Below are 17,660 nucleotides of genomic sequence, written 5' to 3' on the forward strand. Positions count from 1 at the left end.
AGACCTTTTCATGAAACTCAATCAGGAGTACCAGCTAACCTATTGTACTAATATTCATCCTGGAGAAGACTGGGATAGCGTCATGCAGACGCTAGATATCTATGTTCCAAGTATCAAGCAAGCCTTATCTCCCGATCAGCCTTTTGGCATTGGGCTACGCTTATCCCGTCAGGCTGCGGATCAGCTCAGAAACGCTCACAATCTGGTAGTGTTTAAAAACTGGTTAGCCGTAAACAACTGCTATGTATTTACTATGAACGGCTTTCCTTACGGGGGCTTTCACAGGCAGCGGGTTAAAGATGATGTACATCAGCCCGACTGGACTACTCCAGAGCGATATGAATATACCCATACGCTATTTGAGCTGCTCACTGAGTTGCTACCTGAAGGGATGGATGGAGGCATATCAACATCTCCTGTTTCTTACAAACACTGGCATCAGGGTACTGAGGTTGTACAGGAAGTAATGATAAAAGGAGTAAAGAATATTTGCCAGATCGCATGGCAGCTACACCAGATCAAAGCCAACACCGGCAAATTTCTTCACCTGGATATTGAGCCCGAGCCAGATGGTTTGCTGGAAGACACTCAGACTACCCTGGCTTTTTATAATGATTATTTACTACCTCAGGGTACAGCCTGGCTTACGCAAAATCATAATTTGAGTAAAGAAGATGCGGAAGAGTGCCTGAGAGACCATATTCGTGTATGCTATGATGTTTGCCATTTTGCAGTTATGTACGAAGAGCCGGAACAGGTACTTCAGCAGTTGCAAGCAGCAGATATACGCATAGGCAAGGTACAGATTAGTGCTGCGCTAAAAACACAGTTTCCCGATGGAGATCGCTCACTTAAAGAAGCGGCCTTTCAACAGTTCAAAGAATCTACCTACCTGCATCAGGTAGCTGCCTTGGACCAAAGTGGTAAACGCAAGCAATACCCCGACCTTCCCGAAGCACTGGAAGAAATTCATCAAGCGGAAATTAAAGAGTGGAGGACACATTTCCATGTGCCTATATTTTTAGAAAGCTACGGCGAATTGCAGTCCACTCAGGATGACGTAGTAAAAACGCTTAACCACCTAAAAACAAATCATATTACTAACCATCTGGAAGTAGAAACATATACCTGGGAGGTGCTGCCTGAAGATATTCGTATAGAATTGGCAGAGTCTATCGCTCGTGAGCTTTACTGGGTAAGACAAAACTTTGTGCAGGCATGAAGAAGACAGTTGTAATAGACGTAGTGGCTCTCTCTCCCCGCCTGATCGGAGAACATACTCCTTTTCTGAAAGAGTGGAGAGACAAAGGTAAGCAGATATCTATAGACCCTGTACTACCGGCAGTAACTTGTAGTGCTCAATATACCTACCTGACCGGCAAACACCCTAGCGATCATGGTATCGTCGGAAATGGCTGGTATTTTCGTGATGAGTGCGAAATCAAGCTTTGGCGGCAGTCAAACCATCTGGTACAGGCTACAAAAATCTGGGAAGAGGCTAAAAAAGCAGATCCTGGTTTTACCTGCGCTAATATGTTTTGGTGGTACAATATGTACTCCAGTGCAGACTACTCTGTAACTCCACGCCCGCTTTATCCTTCCGATGGACGAAAGCTGCCTGATGTGTACTCTCAACCTATGGACTTGCGCGACAGGCTGCAGAGTGAACTTGGCCAGTTTCCGCTATTTGAATTCTGGGGCCCCAATGCTAACATCAATTCTACCCGCTGGATAGCTAATGCTTCAAAAAAAGTAGAAGAGTGGCACAATCCTACACTTACACTTATCTACCTTCCACATCTGGACTATAACCTTCAGCGCTGTGGCATAGACTTTAGCAAAATTGCTAAAGACCTTAAAGAGATAGATGAAGTATGCAAAGATCTGATAACTTTTTATGAAGCCAGAGGAGCCGAAGTGGTGTTGCTTTCAGAGTATGGGATTACCGATGTAAACCACCCTGTACACATTAACCGGGCTTTGCGTAAAGAGGGCTATATCGCTATTAAAGAAGAGCTGGGGCTGGAGCGTTTGGATGCAGGAGCCAGCCGTGCATTTGCGGTAGCCGACCACCAGTTGGCCCACGTATACGTGAACGACAAGAGCATACTTTCGCAGGTCAAAAAGCTGCTGGAAAAATTACCAGGTATACAGCATGTATTGGATGAGGAAGGGAAAAAGCAGTTTCATATTAACCACGAAAGAGCGGGAGACCTGGTAGCAGTTGCCGATAAAGATTCATGGTTTACGTATTACTATTGGCTAGACGATAATAAAGCTCCTGACTTTGCCCGTACGGTAGATATTCACCAAAAGCCAGGCTACGATCCGGTAGAAGTATTTGCCGATCCAAATATTAAGTTTTTAAAGGCTAAGGTAGGTATGAAGCTACTAAAGAAAAAGCTGGGGTTTCGCTACTTAATGGATGTTATCCCGCTGGATGCCACACTGGTTAAAGGTGCCCATGGTCGTATTCCGGAGTCTGTAGAAGATCGCCCATTACTAATAAGCCAGAACAAAAATCTGCTTCCGGAGGCAAATATAGCACCAACTCATGTGTACGAATTAATCAAACACCATTTAGGGTTTTAGTAGCTTTCTCATTTGAAGTTTGGCTTTTCTTACGTTTGCGTGTTTTGAGCTGAGATTAGTTTTCACATCAGGGGCAAATGCTGTTTTTTCAGGCCATGAAAGTTGTAGTGATTGGAGGTACCGGCTTTATAGGTACTCACGTAGTTCGTGCTCTGCTCAGAAGAAATACAGATGTCGTGCTCTTTACGCGTAGCGATATAGATGGTTTATTCTCCGAAGAGCGTGTATACCATATCCATGGCGACAAGGAGGATATTATACAGTACAGAAAGGTGTTTCGTATGCTGGAGCCAGATGTGGTCATAGATATGATCTCCTTTACCTTTCAGGATGCATGGAATACACTACAAGCCTTTGAAGACGCAAAACCACGTATGGTGGGTATTAGTAGTAGCGATGTGTATCGTGCGTATGAATACTTCAGAAGCCCCAAAGCAGATCAACTGGAACCCTTACCGCTAAAAGAAAGTGCTCCTTACCGCGAAACACTATACCCATACCGTTATCTGAATAACCCACGCATATGGGATTATGATAAGATACCTGTAGAAGCACTTTACCAAAATGCATTTGAGCGGCGCAATACAATTTTACGTTTATCGGCAGTGTATGGCCCAGGTGATAGGCAGCTTCGCCTCAAGGAGCCCATCAGCCGTATTTTAGACGGGCGACGTTTCATTTTGCTAAACGAAGCCGAAGCCGACTGGCGGTGGACCTGGGGTTATGTAGAAAATGTAGCCGAAGCTATTGCGCAGGCCGCCCTGTCCCCTAAAGCAGAAGGTAAAATTTACAATATTGGAGAGGAGCGTGCTCATAGTGTATATGAGTGGGTAGTACGTATTGCCAATGCTATGGACTGGAAACTAGAAGTAGTGAAGACAAATGCTAAATTTTTACCTAACTACCAAAAGCAGCCTTTCAATTACAGACAGCACCTTATTATGGACACCTCCAGTCTGAGAGAAGATATAGGCTTTAGCGAGCCCATAGGTAGTGCGGAGGCTATTGAGAAAACCATAGAGTATCAGCGCTGGTACTTCTCTAAAGACAAAAAGCCTATCCCCTGGGACTATCGTCTTGAGGATAAGCTTTATCACAAGGCATACAAATACAAGTTTATGGTCTGATACTTAGCCTTTAATGCCAAATAGCTTCATAGCTTCTTTTCTACGCTTACTGTCGTCTTCAGAAATACTTTCGTTGCTGGCAGCTTTACTTTTAAAATCAAGCTTTTCTGTAAGCAACTCGCTAAAGAACCAGATGGAGCCACTTAGCATTGCACTGATAAGTACTGAGGTGGCGATCATGTCAATAGACGCTTCCCAATGGTTATAGTACAATAGGTTAGAAGCAAAAGAAGCCAATGCATAAAATTGCCCTACTAATTTTTTACCATGTAAAATAAACATAAGAATAGCAGCTTCAATAGCGAAGGCACAGATAATAGCATGAGCCCAGTTAAGACCGCTCCAGTTTTCATTAGCCAGGCTGATAGTCAGGTCGGCTCGTCTTACCGTCTCAAAGAGGTAAGCCGTATGCAGCATCTGCCCTAAAATAATAAATATCAGAGCGATAAAGACGAAAGACTCTGATCGGAGAAAGGCAATTATACTTTTCATAGAAAAAGTTATTGGTTTCAATGATAAAAGTAAGTCAAGCCGCTCGCTTACTAACCTCAATCACAAATCTTCTCTTGCATGTGTAATAAGGAGTAGTATTAAATACGCATATAAGGTATGAAAATGGAACTAAAGGAGGATTAGAGGAAAAAGGCTATAAAAACACAGTATATAAAGCGTTTGTACATAAGGATTTAAAGTAATGCTTTCTCTATTTGTGAAATTCTTTGAATAGTAAACTGCTATTTTCAGCTATAGCCTATGTGAGAATTAAGGGGTTAATAAGTGAAAGCTGTAGTTTACCCTATTTGTAGGGAAATATTTGCCTTAAATAGAAAAACGGGAGGTAAGCCTCCCGTCAGAATAAATTTATAATACTTCCCCTGCACCCTCAAGGCTTTCTAGCTCATTAATAGCAAGAATTATCTGTTTGCGATGATCTTCCAGTAGCGTAGTAGTGGAGTCTCCGAGGCTCTTGCTCTTTAGTGCTTTGTTATAGTCTTTAAGAGCAGCCTCCTCTCCTTTTACACATTCTCTAAGCACTGCATCTTCATCATTTTTTGCACTTACGTTAGCTGTAAAATTAATCCAGGCTCTATGTAAATCACTCATCAGGCTGGTATCTGATATTGGCTTACCTCCCAGCTCTAAAATTTCATCTGCCAGGTCAATGGCAAACCCTTGTCTGATATCAGCATTCTGTAGCAAAAAATTGCTTAAGCGAGAATGTTGCTTTACGTTTTCTGCCGCACTACGATAACCCTTCTCGGCATCGTAATTTTTCTCTAACAATTCGTTGAGAATGGAAATAGCTCTTTTGTCGTTTTCCATAACTAAAAAATTTGTGTTGGCTAAAAAGTTAGGTATAAATAATGCTCAGAACGAGGGATTCTACGAAAAGTTCTGAAAGAAATCATACTTATTTTTTTAAACCTTAATTATCTGATAATTAGGGGGTTGTTTTTAGTATTATTTTTTTATGTTGCTATGATTTGCTAATGATTTCTTGAAAAAAATACGTTTACAAATACTAAGCTCGTAAGACTGTTCTTTAGACAATTATGCATAACCAGTAGGGGATTTTCAGGTTAGGTATGTATTAATGATGAATATACCCTATGAAAAAGCGACCAAAGCTTAGACACACAGAGCAGGCCAAAACAAGCAGAAGAACTTTGAAAAGAAGCCGCACTACAGGAAGAAGAAGCCGAAGACGGGGTAATACTCAAGATAATGCGAAACAGGCAAACCAGCAGCTGAGCAGGTTCAAACAGGCTTCTATTGTGGCTTTTGCCTTTACCATGCTATTGCTCATGGTATTTCCCGGGGGAGAGGCTGCGCAAATTAACAGCGATAGCATACCCACCGAAACAGAAAAGTCTGTAGCAGAAATAGATAGTGCAGATTTAACGGTAAATACCAGTGCTGCAGCCGGAGAAGCTATTGATACAGTGCGTTCACTTTGGGGCGACTTTTATAGCAATCTACCCAAATTACTCATAGCTATACTCTCACTGTTGATCGCCTGGCTATTATTAAAGCTAATACGTCCCATACTGCGTAGATTAACTCATCATTGGAATATCTCTTCGGCAATTATTGCAGTAGTTTCCATTTCGGTCTGGCTACTGGCCGCAGGCGTAGCCCTGAGTGTGCTGGCAGGGGACATTCGTGCACTGGTAGGCTCGGTGGGTTTAGTCGGCTTGGCCTTATCCTGGGCATTGCAAACGCCTATTGAAAGTTTTACAGGCTGGCTGCTTAACTCTTTTCAGGGTTATTATCGGGTGGGTGACCGAATAGCGGTAGGTGAGATTTTCGGAGATGTGTATCAGATAGATTCTCTAACAACTACCGTATGGGAGATTGGCTCCCCTGACCAGCCCGGAGCAGTGCAGGCAGAGCAGCCAACTGGCAGACTGGTTACTTTTCCGAATAACGAAATACTTACCGGTACAGTCATCAACCTAACGCGCGACTTCCCTTTTGTTTGGGATGAACTGGCCATACCTGTAGCCAATGAGTCAGATCTACCACTCTCTCTGGAGGTAATACAGAATGTGGCTAATCAGTTATTAGGAGATTATATGCACCAACCGGCTAAAGAATATGCGGCTACATTAAAGCGAGCCAATATTGAAGAAGAAGTAGCAGAGAAACCTCAGCTTTTTGTCTCAGCCACAGACTCCTGGACAAACATTACCATTCGCTATCTGGTAGCTGCTAAAACCCGTAGAAAGTGGAAAAGTGAGCTACAGATAGCTATAAGCAAAGAGTTAAATTTGGATAAGTACCAAAAAAAGATTATACCTGCCTATATCCGTCAGCAATACCAGCAGATTAATCCGCAGGGCATACCCATTGCTCCCAAAGGGGAGTAGTGCCAGGCTACGGGTGTAGAGATAATCAGGCCTGAGCTTATATATAAAATCTGCATAAACTAAAGCCTCTCTACATAGTTGTCACTTTGGTTCCTGTGCTGAGTCAAGTGCTTTTAGCAACATCATTAATTTTTGAATCTATAAAATCCAGAATTAGTCATGGCAAATTGTTTTGCATTATTAGGTTGGAGTTTACCTGTCATAGAAAGTATGCAAAAGCTCAACAAACCTTTTGTAGTCGTATCCTTCCCCGACTTTGAGTCTTATGCCCAGGAAAACAATATTCCGTTTGTTTCCTACCAGTTTGACGAATGGAGCGATACCTCAAACTCTATTGACCTGGCAGAGAAACTTCAGCCATTTAATGCGGACGTAGCGGTACCTTTGTTTGAAGAAACCGTAGAGTGGGCGGGTGCTCTAAACTCTATTTACCGTGGAGACCCCAGAGTTCTTAACCGTGCTTTTCTCTTCCGTAATAAAGCCATGATGAAACGTAAAGCACTAATTGGAGGACTTAAAGTAGGCTTTTTTGAAGAGGTGTACAATCGGGAGCAGGTACGTCAGTTTATGAAAAGGCTCAACGAAGCTAACCTGCAAGTAGCTGGAGAAGAAGATAGCTGGGTACATTTAAAGCCTTTTGCTTCGGCAGGTACCGTAGGTCATCGCCTGCTACGCTCTATGTCCGATATAGACGAGAAAGTAGAGGATAGCGATTTCCCCTGCCTGGCAGAAAGCCACTTAAGCGGTAGAGAGTTTTCTTGTGAGGCTTTTATCCACAAGGGCAAAATCAGGTTCCTGAATATTACAGAATATGTAAAGCTGGGCTATTCTAACTTTGTGCCGGAAGGGCGCTATCTGGAAAGTAAACGCGAGCTAATCCACAAGCATGTGCAAAAGCTGGTAGATATTTTTGGTATTGAGTATGGCATGATTCACCCGGAATGGTTCCTTACTGATGAGGACGAAATGAATTTTGGCGAGGTAGCCTGCCGTATACCAGGAGGGCACATATTGGAACTGGCCGCAAAAGCTTATGACTTTGACGCTCTGGCTGCCTTTGTGCTTTGTCATGATCCAAATATAAGTGAGGAGGAATTAGATGCTGTATTTCCTCCTAAAGACCACAAGCCAGAAACATATTATGGCAATGTAATGATCTATCCTCGTAAAAACGAGATATCTAAGCTGGAAATACCTGATGAGCTAACCGAAGAGCCCTACTTTATAGACCATAATCTGGTGCCGCCCCTGAGTTCTCAGAAAATCAATTCACGCGAAGGGTTTGGTAATCATTTTGGTACAATTAATTTTCGCGGAGAAGACCCCGATCGTATGGCAGAGTTACTTAAACATTACGAGAATGTGGACTTCTATTTATAACCATTTGAATGCAAGAAACTATTTCTACTGTACATAGTATAGACAAATTTCAAAGCTCTTTTCAGGAGTTTCTGGAAGCCAGTGAGCTTACCAGAGCAGATAAGGCTAACAAGCTTTTAAGTCAGGTTGATATGCTCAGCCTGACTTTTGAGGGTATAGCACATTTGTATACCAAAATAGGAGCGCTGGAGGAAGCAGGCATATTTAAAGATACTCCCTGGAATGAGCCTAAGCGTTTGGTGCCCACTCTGGTAAAGGGCACCTTAAAGAGCGGTCACCCTAATTCTTCTACAGAGCTACTTAGTGAGCTTCGTATACTGGGCTATGCCCGGGGCGAAATTCAGTCTTCATTAATAAGTCAGGAAGAAGCTGCTGCTTTTTTAGAAGAGGTGTTGGTACACAATCTGGAGTTTGTCTTTCAGGAGCCTACCGAAGAGACTCGCATAAATTTGAGTGAGCGTGAGCTTAAAAAGATAAGCTTACTTTTTAAATTTTTGCTGGAGCACTCGCGCCTGGAAGGTATCAAAGAGAAGTTAGCAGAAGAGATTACCATTATTTGCGAACAGCGCCCCGTAGTTACCAGGCCCGCCCGTGAGATTATAAGTCTGGTCAAAGAGAAAATGGATCTCAGTTCCGACTCTGAAAGTGATCGCATACTAAAAATGTATGTTGATGAACTTTATGCCCCCTCTGCTGCTACCCGTGAGCACCAGACTACTGAAGCCTATGAGCAGTTTCTCAAAGAGGCTAGCGCTGATATGCTGGCTCGTGAGTCTTACGAACTAGGAAATGCCATGCGCTCTCATGGTTTGGTAAGTAACTTCCACGCGAGTTTGCTACTGCACTTGGTAGCACAGGAGCAGGATGATCTGGTACCTGCCGCCCTTAAACTTAACGATACCGGAGAGGCAGAATGGTATCACCACAAAAAATTTGTAAGAAAACTTTTTCGCGAGGTTATTCACCCCTACAATGCGCAGTGTATTTACGGCTTTGCCAAAATGCTGGAGAAGGGCCTTTTCTCTCGTCAGGCAGTTAGAGCCGGCTTAGATAATATGCGACGTATGAGGCTGCATAGCAAAACGGAAGAGGCCATTAGGCAGTCTATAGTGCAGAAGCATCCGCAGGTAAATGCCTTACAATACCTTATCGGTGCGCTTATCCGAATTTTGGGGCAACCCCTTGGCGTAGGGCAAGGTAACAATCCTACCTGCCAGTCGGCCCGGGGTATTAGTATGTGGAGTCAGCATGCCCCTGCCAAACTGATTAATCTTGTAATAACGGCAGCTACGCAAAATAATATCGTATTCCGTTTTGAAGGTAAAGAGCTGGAATCCAGCCTTCTGGGCAAAGGCTTGGTAGAGAACCTGGACTATAACCTGGATGCTGTATCAGTCATTTTGGTCCCCAATCTGGATAAGGTATACAATGAGATGATGCGCCTGGCTACCGGACGTACAGAAGATCCGCACAAATGGGTGAATCCTGCTTTATATGGGCAGTGGATACAAATTGGTTTTGCCTCGGTATACAACTATCTGCTCAATGCCATCCACGATTTTAAAGGCTTTCAGAAAGTTCTATATGCCTCTTGCCATCCCGACTACAATGGAGGTCAGAGGTTAGTGTACCCCAACCCGGTAGGTATTTATATTACCTCCTCAAGGGGAGATATGCTGGGTTTTCATGCGGTATCGCTTTTAAGAGTGCGCCGCGACCCTCAGGGTGCGATGCGAGCCTACTTCCTCAACCCCAACAATGAAGGCCGGCAGGACTGGGGGCAGGGTATAAAACCGTCGGTATTTGGGCATGGTGAAAAGCATGGAGAGTCTTCTCTGCCTTTTTATCAGTTTGCTTCCAGGGTATATGCCTTTCATTATAATAGTTTAGAAACCAAAAATTGGATAGACAAGGTGCCAGAAGATGAAGTGGCTAAGGTAGAAGAGCTAGCCCGCGAGAGTTGGGGGCGTGCCTATGTCTGGAACGAAACACCAAAACAATGGTAAAGCACTCTTCAAGAATTTTACTGAGTCAATCCGCATTTAAGAATAACCTTAATTTTATCAAGAAAAAGACAGGCGCAGGGGTACGCTTTTCTTCCGTAGTAAAGGCCAATGCTTATGGCCACGGTATAAAAGAGTTTGTGCCAATGGCAGAAGCCTGTGGTGTCAGACACTTCTCGGTAGCTTCTGCTTTTGAGGCAGAAGAAGTACTGGAAAGCATAAATAAAGGCTCAGGGATTATGATTATGGGTATCTTGTACGAAGATGATATCCCCTGGGCTATAGAACATGATATAGAATTTTATGTCTATAACTACGACCGGCTCGTCAAAGCTCTGGAAGCAGCCCAGAAGCTCAATAAAAAGGCTAAAATTCATTTAGAAGTAGAAACAGGCGCGAACCGCACCGGCCTGCAGGAAGATGAATTTCCTAAAGCGCTGGACTACATGAAAGCTCATCAGGACTACCTGGTTTTTGAAGGCCTATGTACCCATTTTGGTGGTGCGGAAAGTCTGTCTAATCAGTTCAAAATAGATCGGCAGCATGCTCGGTACAAGTCATTTTTAAAGCAATGCAAAAGGAAAAAGTTTATGCCTAACTATCGGCATATTGCCTGCTCAGCAGCAGCTCTTGCCATGAAGGATACCGTATATGACATGGTAAGGGTAGGCGTAGCTCAGTATGGGTACTGGCCCAGCCCCGATATTTACTATTTGCACCTACAGGAAGTAGACAAAACTTCTGACAAACCGCTTAAACGAATCTTTACCTGGAAAACAGATATCATGGACATTCGCGATGTCAAAGAAGGAGAGTTTATTGGCTATGGTACCGCTTATCAGGCTGCTCAGGATATGAAAGTAGCAGTATTGCCACTGGGCTACTCTAATGGGTATCCTCGTGCACTATCCAACCGGGGGCATGTACTAATCAGAGGAAAGAAGGCTCCTATTGTAGGTTTAATCAACATGAACCTGTTTATGGTAAATATCACTCACATACCTGGTGTTAGCCTGGAAGATGAAGTAGTATTGGTTGGCAGACAGAAAAACAATGTGATTAACGTAAAGTCATTTACTAACTTTACTCAGTTGGTAAACAACGAAATGCTGAGCCGCCTGCCGGCAGCTATTCCTCGTGAAATAGTAAAATAAGCTGCTGTAAAGTGGTAAAGTCCAGAGTATTGTAGTAAAAAACAAGGCAAAAGGCATGGTTTCTGTCAACAGAAATGCATAACAGAATGAAGAAGTATGAGAGCGTTTGCCTTAAAATTGATGTTGAGCACAGCACTGATAATACCCTGGAGCTGTGTGGAAGATGATTGCGGTGGCTTACAAAACCAAAAGATCAATACAGTTGGAATAACAGTGAATAATACCCTGCTTCTGGAAGGAGGCTATAGTATAGAGAAACAACTTGTGGCAGAAGAAAAGGTGAGCTATAAGCGCTTTGGTCTTCAGGTTTTGCCAGAGGTAGCTTATCTTAGTATGGTCAAGGATAAGTTAAAAAGCTCGTTTATTTCTGCTGCTTATGCTTGCTCTCCTATGTCTGTATCTACAGAAGAGATAGAGGATATTGCTATATTTAGCGATGAAGACTACATACAGAAGAACAGCCAAAAAATAATTGTGGCCGGCGACACTTTAAATAGTCTATTTAATATCTATGATTATAATAGCGGGCGTATTGTAGGTTTACCGGATTTTCTAATGGATGAAGGCCTGGAGGCATCCGAAGAGGGCTTTATACTTCAGCCAGCAGTAGCACCAGAGCAGGAGCAGAAGCACGAGTTTACAATTCATTACCGCCTCACGAATGGTGAGTATTATGAAGTAAGCGCAGAGGCTATCATATTACAGCCTTAAAACAGATGTGTATTGCTTGTTGTAATTGGGTATATATTTATTGAATAAAAATTGAATATAATGTCTGATACAAGCATAAAAAAGATAGAGGTAAACCATTCACCTGCTACTGAAAAAGGGGAGAAGTTTTTGGCTTCTGGTACCCAGCTTGCTATGCGAATGTGGGAAAATGAAGCTCCTGGCAGTAATAAACCAGAGGTAAGCCGCCCCTACGAAACAGTAGGTTATGTAATTAAAGGAAAAGCAGAGCTACACTCAGAAGGGCAAAAGGTAATTTTAGAACCCGGCGACTCTTAATCTGGTGACAAAAGAGGCCAAGCATACCTATAAAATTCTGGAGTCGTTTACAGCGGTAGAGGCTACCTCTCCACCATCTCAGGTGCATGGAAGAGAAAACTAGAAGTAAAAACGACTAAAATATAAGACTGCTTCAGAAGGAGTTAAAGAGTATGTCTATTAGGTGCTCTTAGCTTCCGGAGCAGTCTTTTTTACTGCTGCTTGTAGCTGTAGTAAGCAGAGGCAGCAACCAACAGCTGTTATCAAATATCAGCAGTAATGACCTGCCGGGTGTTTGTGCAGATTTATTTTTTCTTAATTGCCAATTGCCCACAGGCAGCGTCAATATCTTTACCGCGGCTGCGACGCACATTTACGGTTACACCTTTTTTCTCCAGAAAAGCAGCGAACTGATCCAGTCGGTCGGCTTCCGTATTTTTGAAATCAGCTTCACTGATGGGGTTATATTCTATAATATTTACCTTACTCGGTACTTTTTTGGTAAACTCCCATAGCTCGCGAGCATCCTCTAAAGTATCGTTAAAATTATAGAAAACAATGTATTCAAAAGTAATACGATTGCCGGTTTTGTTGTAAAAATAATTGAGGGCGTCTTTTAGGGCTTCCAGGGTATTGCTTTCGTTAATAGGCATTATTTTGTCACGCTTTTCGTCATTAGCAGCGTGTAAAGAAAGTGCCAGATTAAACTTTACCTCATCATCACCCAGCTTTTTAATCATTTTAGCAATTCCGGCAGTAGAAACAGTAATACGCTTGGGAGACATATTCAGTCCTTCCGGAGAAGTAATATGGTCTATGGACTCAAGTACATTTTTGTAATTAAGCAGGGGCTCTCCCATTCCCATATATACAATGTTGGAAAGAGGTATCTGATAGTTGGTTTCGGCCTGCTGATTAATAAGGACTACCTGATCGTAAATTTCTGCCGCGTCCAGATTTCTTTTACGCTCCATATAGCCGGTGGCGCAAAACTTACAGCTTAGAGAGCAGCCTACCTGAGATGATACGCAGGCAGTCATACGAGAAGAGGTAGGAATAAGTACGCCTTCTACCGCATGTCCGTCGTGCAGCTCAAACATAGATTTTATTGTACGGTCACTGCTAAGCTGATGATCCTGCACTTTTACTGGATTAAGAACAAAATGTTCCTCTAAAAGCTCACGGGTTTTTTTAGAAAGGTTCGTCATTTCATCAAAGCTTCGGGCAGACTTCTTCCATAGCCATTCCTGTATCTGCTTACTACGGAAAGGCTTCTCTCCTATCTCTGCCAGAAACGCTTTAATAGCCTCTGGCTTGGCTTTGCGAATGTCTGTTTTGCTCTGCTGTGTAATAACGGCACCCATCTGACTAGTATTAAATTAAATTGAATGCGGAAGCTCTTTAGCTTATAAGAAAAGGTAAAGCGAAACCTGAGTATAAAATGCTAAAGCTTAATTATGCTCTCCCTGCCCCCTAGCTTCCTACTGTGCAAATTTATGATATATTTGCTAGATGTAGTAATACGATATTTCGGGTCAATAAATTCATAATACAACAACAAATTGAGAAAAACTTTAGAAAAGGCCAGCAGCTACATAGACCGGCTCAATGAGGCTATAGGCAAAGGTGTCTCCTGGCTCAATACGGTGCTGGTGCTCTTAATCTGCTACGATGTAGCGGCTCGCTACCTCTTCAATACCTCCTCCTCAGGAATAGTAGAACTGGAATGGCACATCTTTTCCTTTATTTTTTTGCTGGGGGCCGCCTATGCTCTCAAACACGACCGACACGTAAGGGTAGATGTGTTTTACCAAAATTTTTCTCCCAAAAAGCAAGCCTGGGTCAACTTGCTGGGGACGCTTCTTTTTCTAATTCCTTTCTGCGTTATTACAATACAAACTTCGCTAAAATTTACAGCTAATGCCTACACTATACAGGAAGGCTCGCCCGACCCCGGAGGACTGCCTTTTCGGTTTATCGTTAAAGGAGCCATTCCTATAGGTTTTACCCTCTTACTGTTGCAAGCGATTTCCTTGGCTATCCAATCATTACTTACCCTGACCGAACCTAAGACTAATCATGCCTGATATACTGCCTATCATTCTTTTTGCTTCTATCTTTTTATTGATTCTTTTCGGTTTTCCGGTAGCCTTTACCTTAGGTGGCGTTTCTGTCTTGTTTGGGCTCATTACATTTGGTCCAGACTTTTTTTACCTGCTGTCTCTGAGAGTGTTTGGTACCATGACCAATTATGTGCTGCTGGCAGTGCCCCTCTTTATTTACATGGGTATTATGCTGGAAAAATCAGGACTGGCCGAGAGCTTGCTTGAAACAATGGCGCTGCTATTTGGGCGCTTCAAGGGAGGGCTGGCAATTTCTGTAGTAATTGTAGGTGCCATGCTTGCCGCTTCTACCGGTATTGTGGGAGCTACGGTTATTACTATGGGGCTTATCAGTTTGCCTACCATGCTTAAACGAGGCTACAGCGCGGAATTGGCTACAGGTACAATCGCTTCTTCCGGCACTTTGGGCCAGATTATCCCCCCTTCGGTGGTGCTGGTACTTTTGGGTAGTGTGCTTAATGTTTCGGTAGGCGATCTTTTTACCGCTGCTTTGGTGCCAGGCTTGGCGCTGGTAGGCTGTTACCTTTTGTATGTAATTATTAAAGCAACACTACACCCAAAATCTGCACCGCCTATGCCTATGGAAGAGATTGAGGCATTTAGGCAAAAAGGGATGTTTAAAAGAGTTGTGTCAGCATTTGTGCTTCCTTTCTTACTAATTGCTGCGGTATTAGGGTCTATCTTTGCCGGCATTGCCTCACCTACTGAAGCTGCCGCGGTGGGAGCTTTAGGAGCTTCTTTATTAACAATTTTTCAGGGAAGATTTAGCCTAAAGGTGCTTAAAGATGTAATGCAGGAAACAACTCACCTCACCTGCATGGTGTTTATTATCCTGGTAGGAGCTACTGCCTTTGCGCTGGTGTTTCGGGGCATGGAGGGCGACCGTTATTTGGTTGGTCTGATTGAACAAGCCAACCTTTCGCCTATGGCTTTTCTGGCAATTGTTATGGTGGTGGTATTTATTGCCGGCTTCTTTATTGATTTTATTGAGATTATCTTCATTATAGTGCCGGTAGTGGCACCCATTTTTAATGTAATGGGTATAGACCTGATATGGATAGGAGTATTGCTGGCGCTCAATTTGCAAACTTCTTTTTTGTCTCCACCTTTTGGTTTTTCGCTATTTTACTTAAAAGGCGTGGCCCCTCCCTCAATAACTACAGCACAATTGTATAGAGGTATCGTTCCGTATGTAGTGATACAACTAGTATTTCTGGGGCTGGTCATCGCTTTTCCGGAGATAGTTACTTTTCTGCTAGATGACTGATGCCAGTTTGTGAGTGTCTTTCTTTTTTTAGAAATTAAATAATAAAACCTGCGTAATGAATCCTAAGCTTTGTTTAGTCTTCCTTTTGCTACTGTTTTTCAGCCTTGAGCTTAAAGCGCAGGAAAGTGCTTTTACCTGGCCTGAAGGAAAGCAAATGGCTCTAAGCCTGAGCTTTGACGATGGCAGAGCCAGTCAGGTAGAAGCGGGAGTGCCCCTTTTCAATACATATGGCGCAAAGGCTACCTTTTATGTAATGCCCTCGGCGATTGAAGAGCAGCTAAACCTATGGCAGAATGCAGTAGCTCAGGGGCACGAAATAGGAAATCATTCTCAGCTACATCCCTGCTCCGGTAATTTTCTGTGGTCTCGCCACAAAGCCCTGGAAGATTACAGTCTGGAAAGAATGGAAGAAGAGCTGAGGGAGGCTAACAAAGAAATAGAAACACTCTTAAATACGGTACCCGCCACGTTTGCTTATCCCTGCGGGCAAACCTATGTGGGCAGAGGAGAGCAAACCGAGAGCTATGTTCCGCTGGTAGCACGCCTGTTTAGCTCCGGAAGAGGATGGATGGACGAAGCGCCTAACGATCCGGCTTATTGCGAGCTCTCTCAGATTACAGGTATTTCTATGGATGCTAAAAGTTTTGAAGAGATACTGAACCTGATTGAAAATGCTCATGCACAGGGAGCATGGTTAGTACTGGCAGGACACGACATAGGAGAAAAAGGCCCGCAAACTACTCGCCTGAGTATGCTGGAAAAACTACTAAAATATGTGGAGAATCCAGATCATGGCATTTGGCTGGCTCCAGTAGGTAAAGTGTCAGAGTATATCATTGAAGCTCGTTGAGCATTCTGCAGATGATTTTTTCGTACAAAAAGTTGTTTTTTCAAGCCGAGGAAATTCATATTTTTGAAACAGATTTTTAAGAATTATAGAGAAATGCATATTTCTCTACTATGTTGTTGGATACTTCCCCGTTTCGCTGATCATATTTTTGTTGCGTGTTGCTAAAATAGCCAGTCTATGGTTGTTCATTGTCTGCTCTTTCGGTATGCTGATAGAAAGTGCGAGCTGCGCCTTGTGTAATATGTAGAGAAAAAGCAGCCTGCTTGGCTTTTTGCTCTAAAGCGCATATTTATTCCTCGCCAATACTTTAGTATAGCAGACTACAATTAACTGAAAGTGTGAGCGTTACTCTCTCACTTCTTTAACCTTGGAATGGATGGCGTCAGGAAAGGAACATACTTTAGGTACAATACTACTAACACCGTTGACGGGCCTGTTTGCCTGGCATTTGTCGCAGGGCGATCAGGCTATAACAATCCTGGCCAGTACTGGCTGTTTGAGTGGTATTTTTATCAGTCCTGACCTGGATATGCAAACCCGTACGGTTTCGGAAACTACACTGGTTCGTTGGTCCTGGACAATAGGTTATATATGGATATTTCTTTGGTACCCTTACGCTTTATTTTTTAAGCATAGGGGTATTAGCCATTGCCCGCTGGTAGGAACTTGTACACGGCTACTTTATATGGTAGGTTATGCTTTTTTACTACAGGAAATTTTGCGGCATACGATGGATATAGAAGGTCATCTGATGTATTGGCTGAAAAATCATGCTATCACACTCTCCATCTTCTCAGCCGGACTGGCTATTTCTGATATTGGTCATTGGTTTATGGACAATTTTTAAAGCAGTCATGCTCTTGCTTTACTTATTTGCTTAAGGTTTTGAGGCTTTTTGTTTAGGTACTACTATGATTTTTGTAAATTATATGTAGCAACAAATAACAACAGCCATGCAAGTACTAAATACTACAGTAGCGCGTATACTTTTTGCACTACCCTTCATCATTTTTGCCCTCTTTCACTTTATGAATGCTTCTGCCATGGCAGCTATGGTTCCCGTACCGGGCGGTGCTTTTTGGGTTTATTTTACCGGAGCTGCCATGTTGCTGGCTGGAGTAGCAATCCTGAGCGGAAAGTATGCCTATCTGGCTTGTCTGCTACTAGCTTTATTGCTTATAATTTATGTGTTTGCAGTGCACCTTTCAGGAGCAATGGCCGGTAATCAACAATCTATTACCAGCCTGCTAAAAGATACTGCACTAGCCGGAGGAGCTTTAGCTCTAGGCTATCAGTTTAAAAAATAA

At 43.0% G+C, this 17,660-nt stretch carries 17 protein-coding genes; 14 read left to right on the top strand and 3 right to left on the bottom strand.

Annotated features, from left to right (window positions below):
- Positions 1 to 10 precede the first annotated feature (10 nt).
- From eboE to PZB74_RS07680, 3 genes are all read left to right on the top strand, one after another.
- A complete protein-coding gene (eboE, locus tag PZB74_RS07670; RefSeq protein ID WP_302241909.1) occupies positions 11 to 1,222 on the top strand; it encodes a metabolite traffic protein EboE in 1,212 nt (403 codons plus the stop codon).
- Positions 1,219 to 2,592 carry an alkaline phosphatase family protein gene (locus PZB74_RS07675; protein WP_302241910.1) on the top strand — a complete coding sequence of 458 codons (1,374 nt, stop codon included), beginning with the start codon at positions 1,219 to 1,221 and terminating at the stop codon, positions 2,590 to 2,592. Before eboE ends, PZB74_RS07675 begins: the two co-directional genes overlap by 4 nt.
- A gap of 77 nt (positions 2,593 to 2,669) precedes the next feature.
- On the top strand, positions 2,670 to 3,719 hold the full coding sequence (locus PZB74_RS07680) for an NAD-dependent epimerase/dehydratase family protein (RefSeq protein WP_302241911.1): 1,050 nt from the start codon (positions 2,670 to 2,672) through the stop codon (positions 3,717 to 3,719).
- Between the two features lie 3 nt (positions 3,720 to 3,722).
- On the opposite strand, the gene PZB74_RS07685 is transcribed toward PZB74_RS07680, so the two are convergent.
- A complete protein-coding gene (locus PZB74_RS07685) occupies positions 3,723 to 4,211 on the bottom strand; it encodes a hypothetical protein (protein ID WP_302241912.1) in 489 nt (162 codons plus the stop codon).
- Between the two features lie 369 nt (positions 4,212 to 4,580).
- Positions 4,581 to 5,042: a ferritin-like domain-containing protein gene (locus tag PZB74_RS07690; RefSeq protein ID WP_302241913.1), complete on the bottom strand. Its 462-nt coding sequence runs from the start codon at positions 5,040 to 5,042 to the stop codon at positions 4,581 to 4,583.
- A gap of 287 nt (positions 5,043 to 5,329) precedes the next feature.
- Here PZB74_RS07690 and PZB74_RS07695 point away from each other — a divergent pair, with 287 nt between their 5' ends.
- The 6 genes from PZB74_RS07695 to PZB74_RS07720 all read left to right on the top strand — a co-directional run bounded on the left by PZB74_RS07695 (position 5,330) and on the right by PZB74_RS07720 (position 12,134).
- Complete coding sequence (locus PZB74_RS07695; protein WP_302241914.1) at positions 5,330 to 6,589, top strand: mechanosensitive ion channel family protein; 1,260 nt, start codon at positions 5,330 to 5,332, stop codon at positions 6,587 to 6,589.
- Between the two features lie 159 nt (positions 6,590 to 6,748).
- Positions 6,749 to 7,969 (top strand): ATP-grasp domain-containing protein, encoded by a 1,221-nt coding sequence (locus PZB74_RS07700; protein WP_302241915.1) that lies wholly within the window; start codon positions 6,749 to 6,751, stop codon positions 7,967 to 7,969.
- A gap of 8 nt (positions 7,970 to 7,977) precedes the next feature.
- Positions 7,978 to 9,975: a hypothetical protein gene (locus PZB74_RS07705; RefSeq protein WP_302241917.1), complete on the top strand. Its 1,998-nt coding sequence runs from the start codon at positions 7,978 to 7,980 to the stop codon at positions 9,973 to 9,975.
- On the top strand, positions 9,969 to 11,126 hold the full coding sequence (alr, locus tag PZB74_RS07710; protein WP_302241919.1) for an alanine racemase: 1,158 nt from the start codon (positions 9,969 to 9,971) through the stop codon (positions 11,124 to 11,126). The genes PZB74_RS07705 and alr overlap by 7 nt, the downstream gene beginning before the upstream one ends.
- A gap of 120 nt (positions 11,127 to 11,246) precedes the next feature.
- Complete coding sequence (locus PZB74_RS07715; protein ID WP_302241920.1) at positions 11,247 to 11,837, top strand: hypothetical protein; 591 nt, start codon at positions 11,247 to 11,249, stop codon at positions 11,835 to 11,837.
- A gap of 60 nt (positions 11,838 to 11,897) precedes the next feature.
- Entirely contained in the window at positions 11,898 to 12,134 is a 237-nt protein-coding gene (locus tag PZB74_RS07720) for a cupin domain-containing protein (RefSeq protein WP_302241922.1), read from the top strand.
- 284 nt (positions 12,135 to 12,418) lie between these two features.
- On the opposite strand, the gene rlmN is transcribed toward PZB74_RS07720, so the two are convergent.
- Complete coding sequence (gene rlmN / locus PZB74_RS07725) at positions 12,419 to 13,477, bottom strand: dual-specificity RNA methyltransferase RlmN (protein WP_302241924.1); 1,059 nt, start codon at positions 13,475 to 13,477, stop codon at positions 12,419 to 12,421.
- Positions 13,478 to 13,675: 198 nt separating this feature from the next.
- Here rlmN and PZB74_RS07730 point away from each other — a divergent pair, with 198 nt between their 5' ends.
- The 5 genes from PZB74_RS07730 (at position 13,676) to PZB74_RS07750 (ending at position 17,660) form a co-directional block, all read left to right on the top strand.
- Complete coding sequence (locus PZB74_RS07730; protein ID WP_302241925.1) at positions 13,676 to 14,200, top strand: TRAP transporter small permease subunit; 525 nt, start codon at positions 13,676 to 13,678, stop codon at positions 14,198 to 14,200.
- The gene (locus tag PZB74_RS07735; RefSeq protein WP_302241926.1) at positions 14,193 to 15,503 is read left to right on the top strand and encodes a TRAP transporter large permease; all 1,311 of its coding nucleotides are present in this window, start codon (positions 14,193 to 14,195) and stop codon (positions 15,501 to 15,503) included. The genes PZB74_RS07730 and PZB74_RS07735 overlap by 8 nt, the downstream gene beginning before the upstream one ends.
- Before the next feature lie 55 nt (positions 15,504 to 15,558).
- Positions 15,559 to 16,353, top strand: a complete 795-nt coding sequence (locus tag PZB74_RS07740; protein ID WP_302241928.1) for a polysaccharide deacetylase family protein — start codon at positions 15,559 to 15,561, stop codon at positions 16,351 to 16,353.
- A 376-nt stretch (positions 16,354 to 16,729) separates the two neighbouring features.
- Positions 16,730 to 17,200 (top strand): DUF2227 family putative metal-binding protein, encoded by a 471-nt coding sequence (locus tag PZB74_RS07745; RefSeq protein WP_302241929.1) that lies wholly within the window; start codon positions 16,730 to 16,732, stop codon positions 17,198 to 17,200.
- Between the two features lie 106 nt (positions 17,201 to 17,306).
- Positions 17,307 to 17,660, top strand: coding sequence for a DoxX family protein (locus PZB74_RS07750; RefSeq protein WP_302241930.1), 354 nt, complete (start codon positions 17,307 to 17,309; stop codon positions 17,658 to 17,660).

Origin of the sequence: Porifericola rhodea (assembly GCF_030506305.1) — a bacterium.
Taxonomy (GTDB): domain Bacteria; phylum Bacteroidota; class Bacteroidia; order Cytophagales; family Cyclobacteriaceae; genus Catalinimonas; species Catalinimonas rhodea.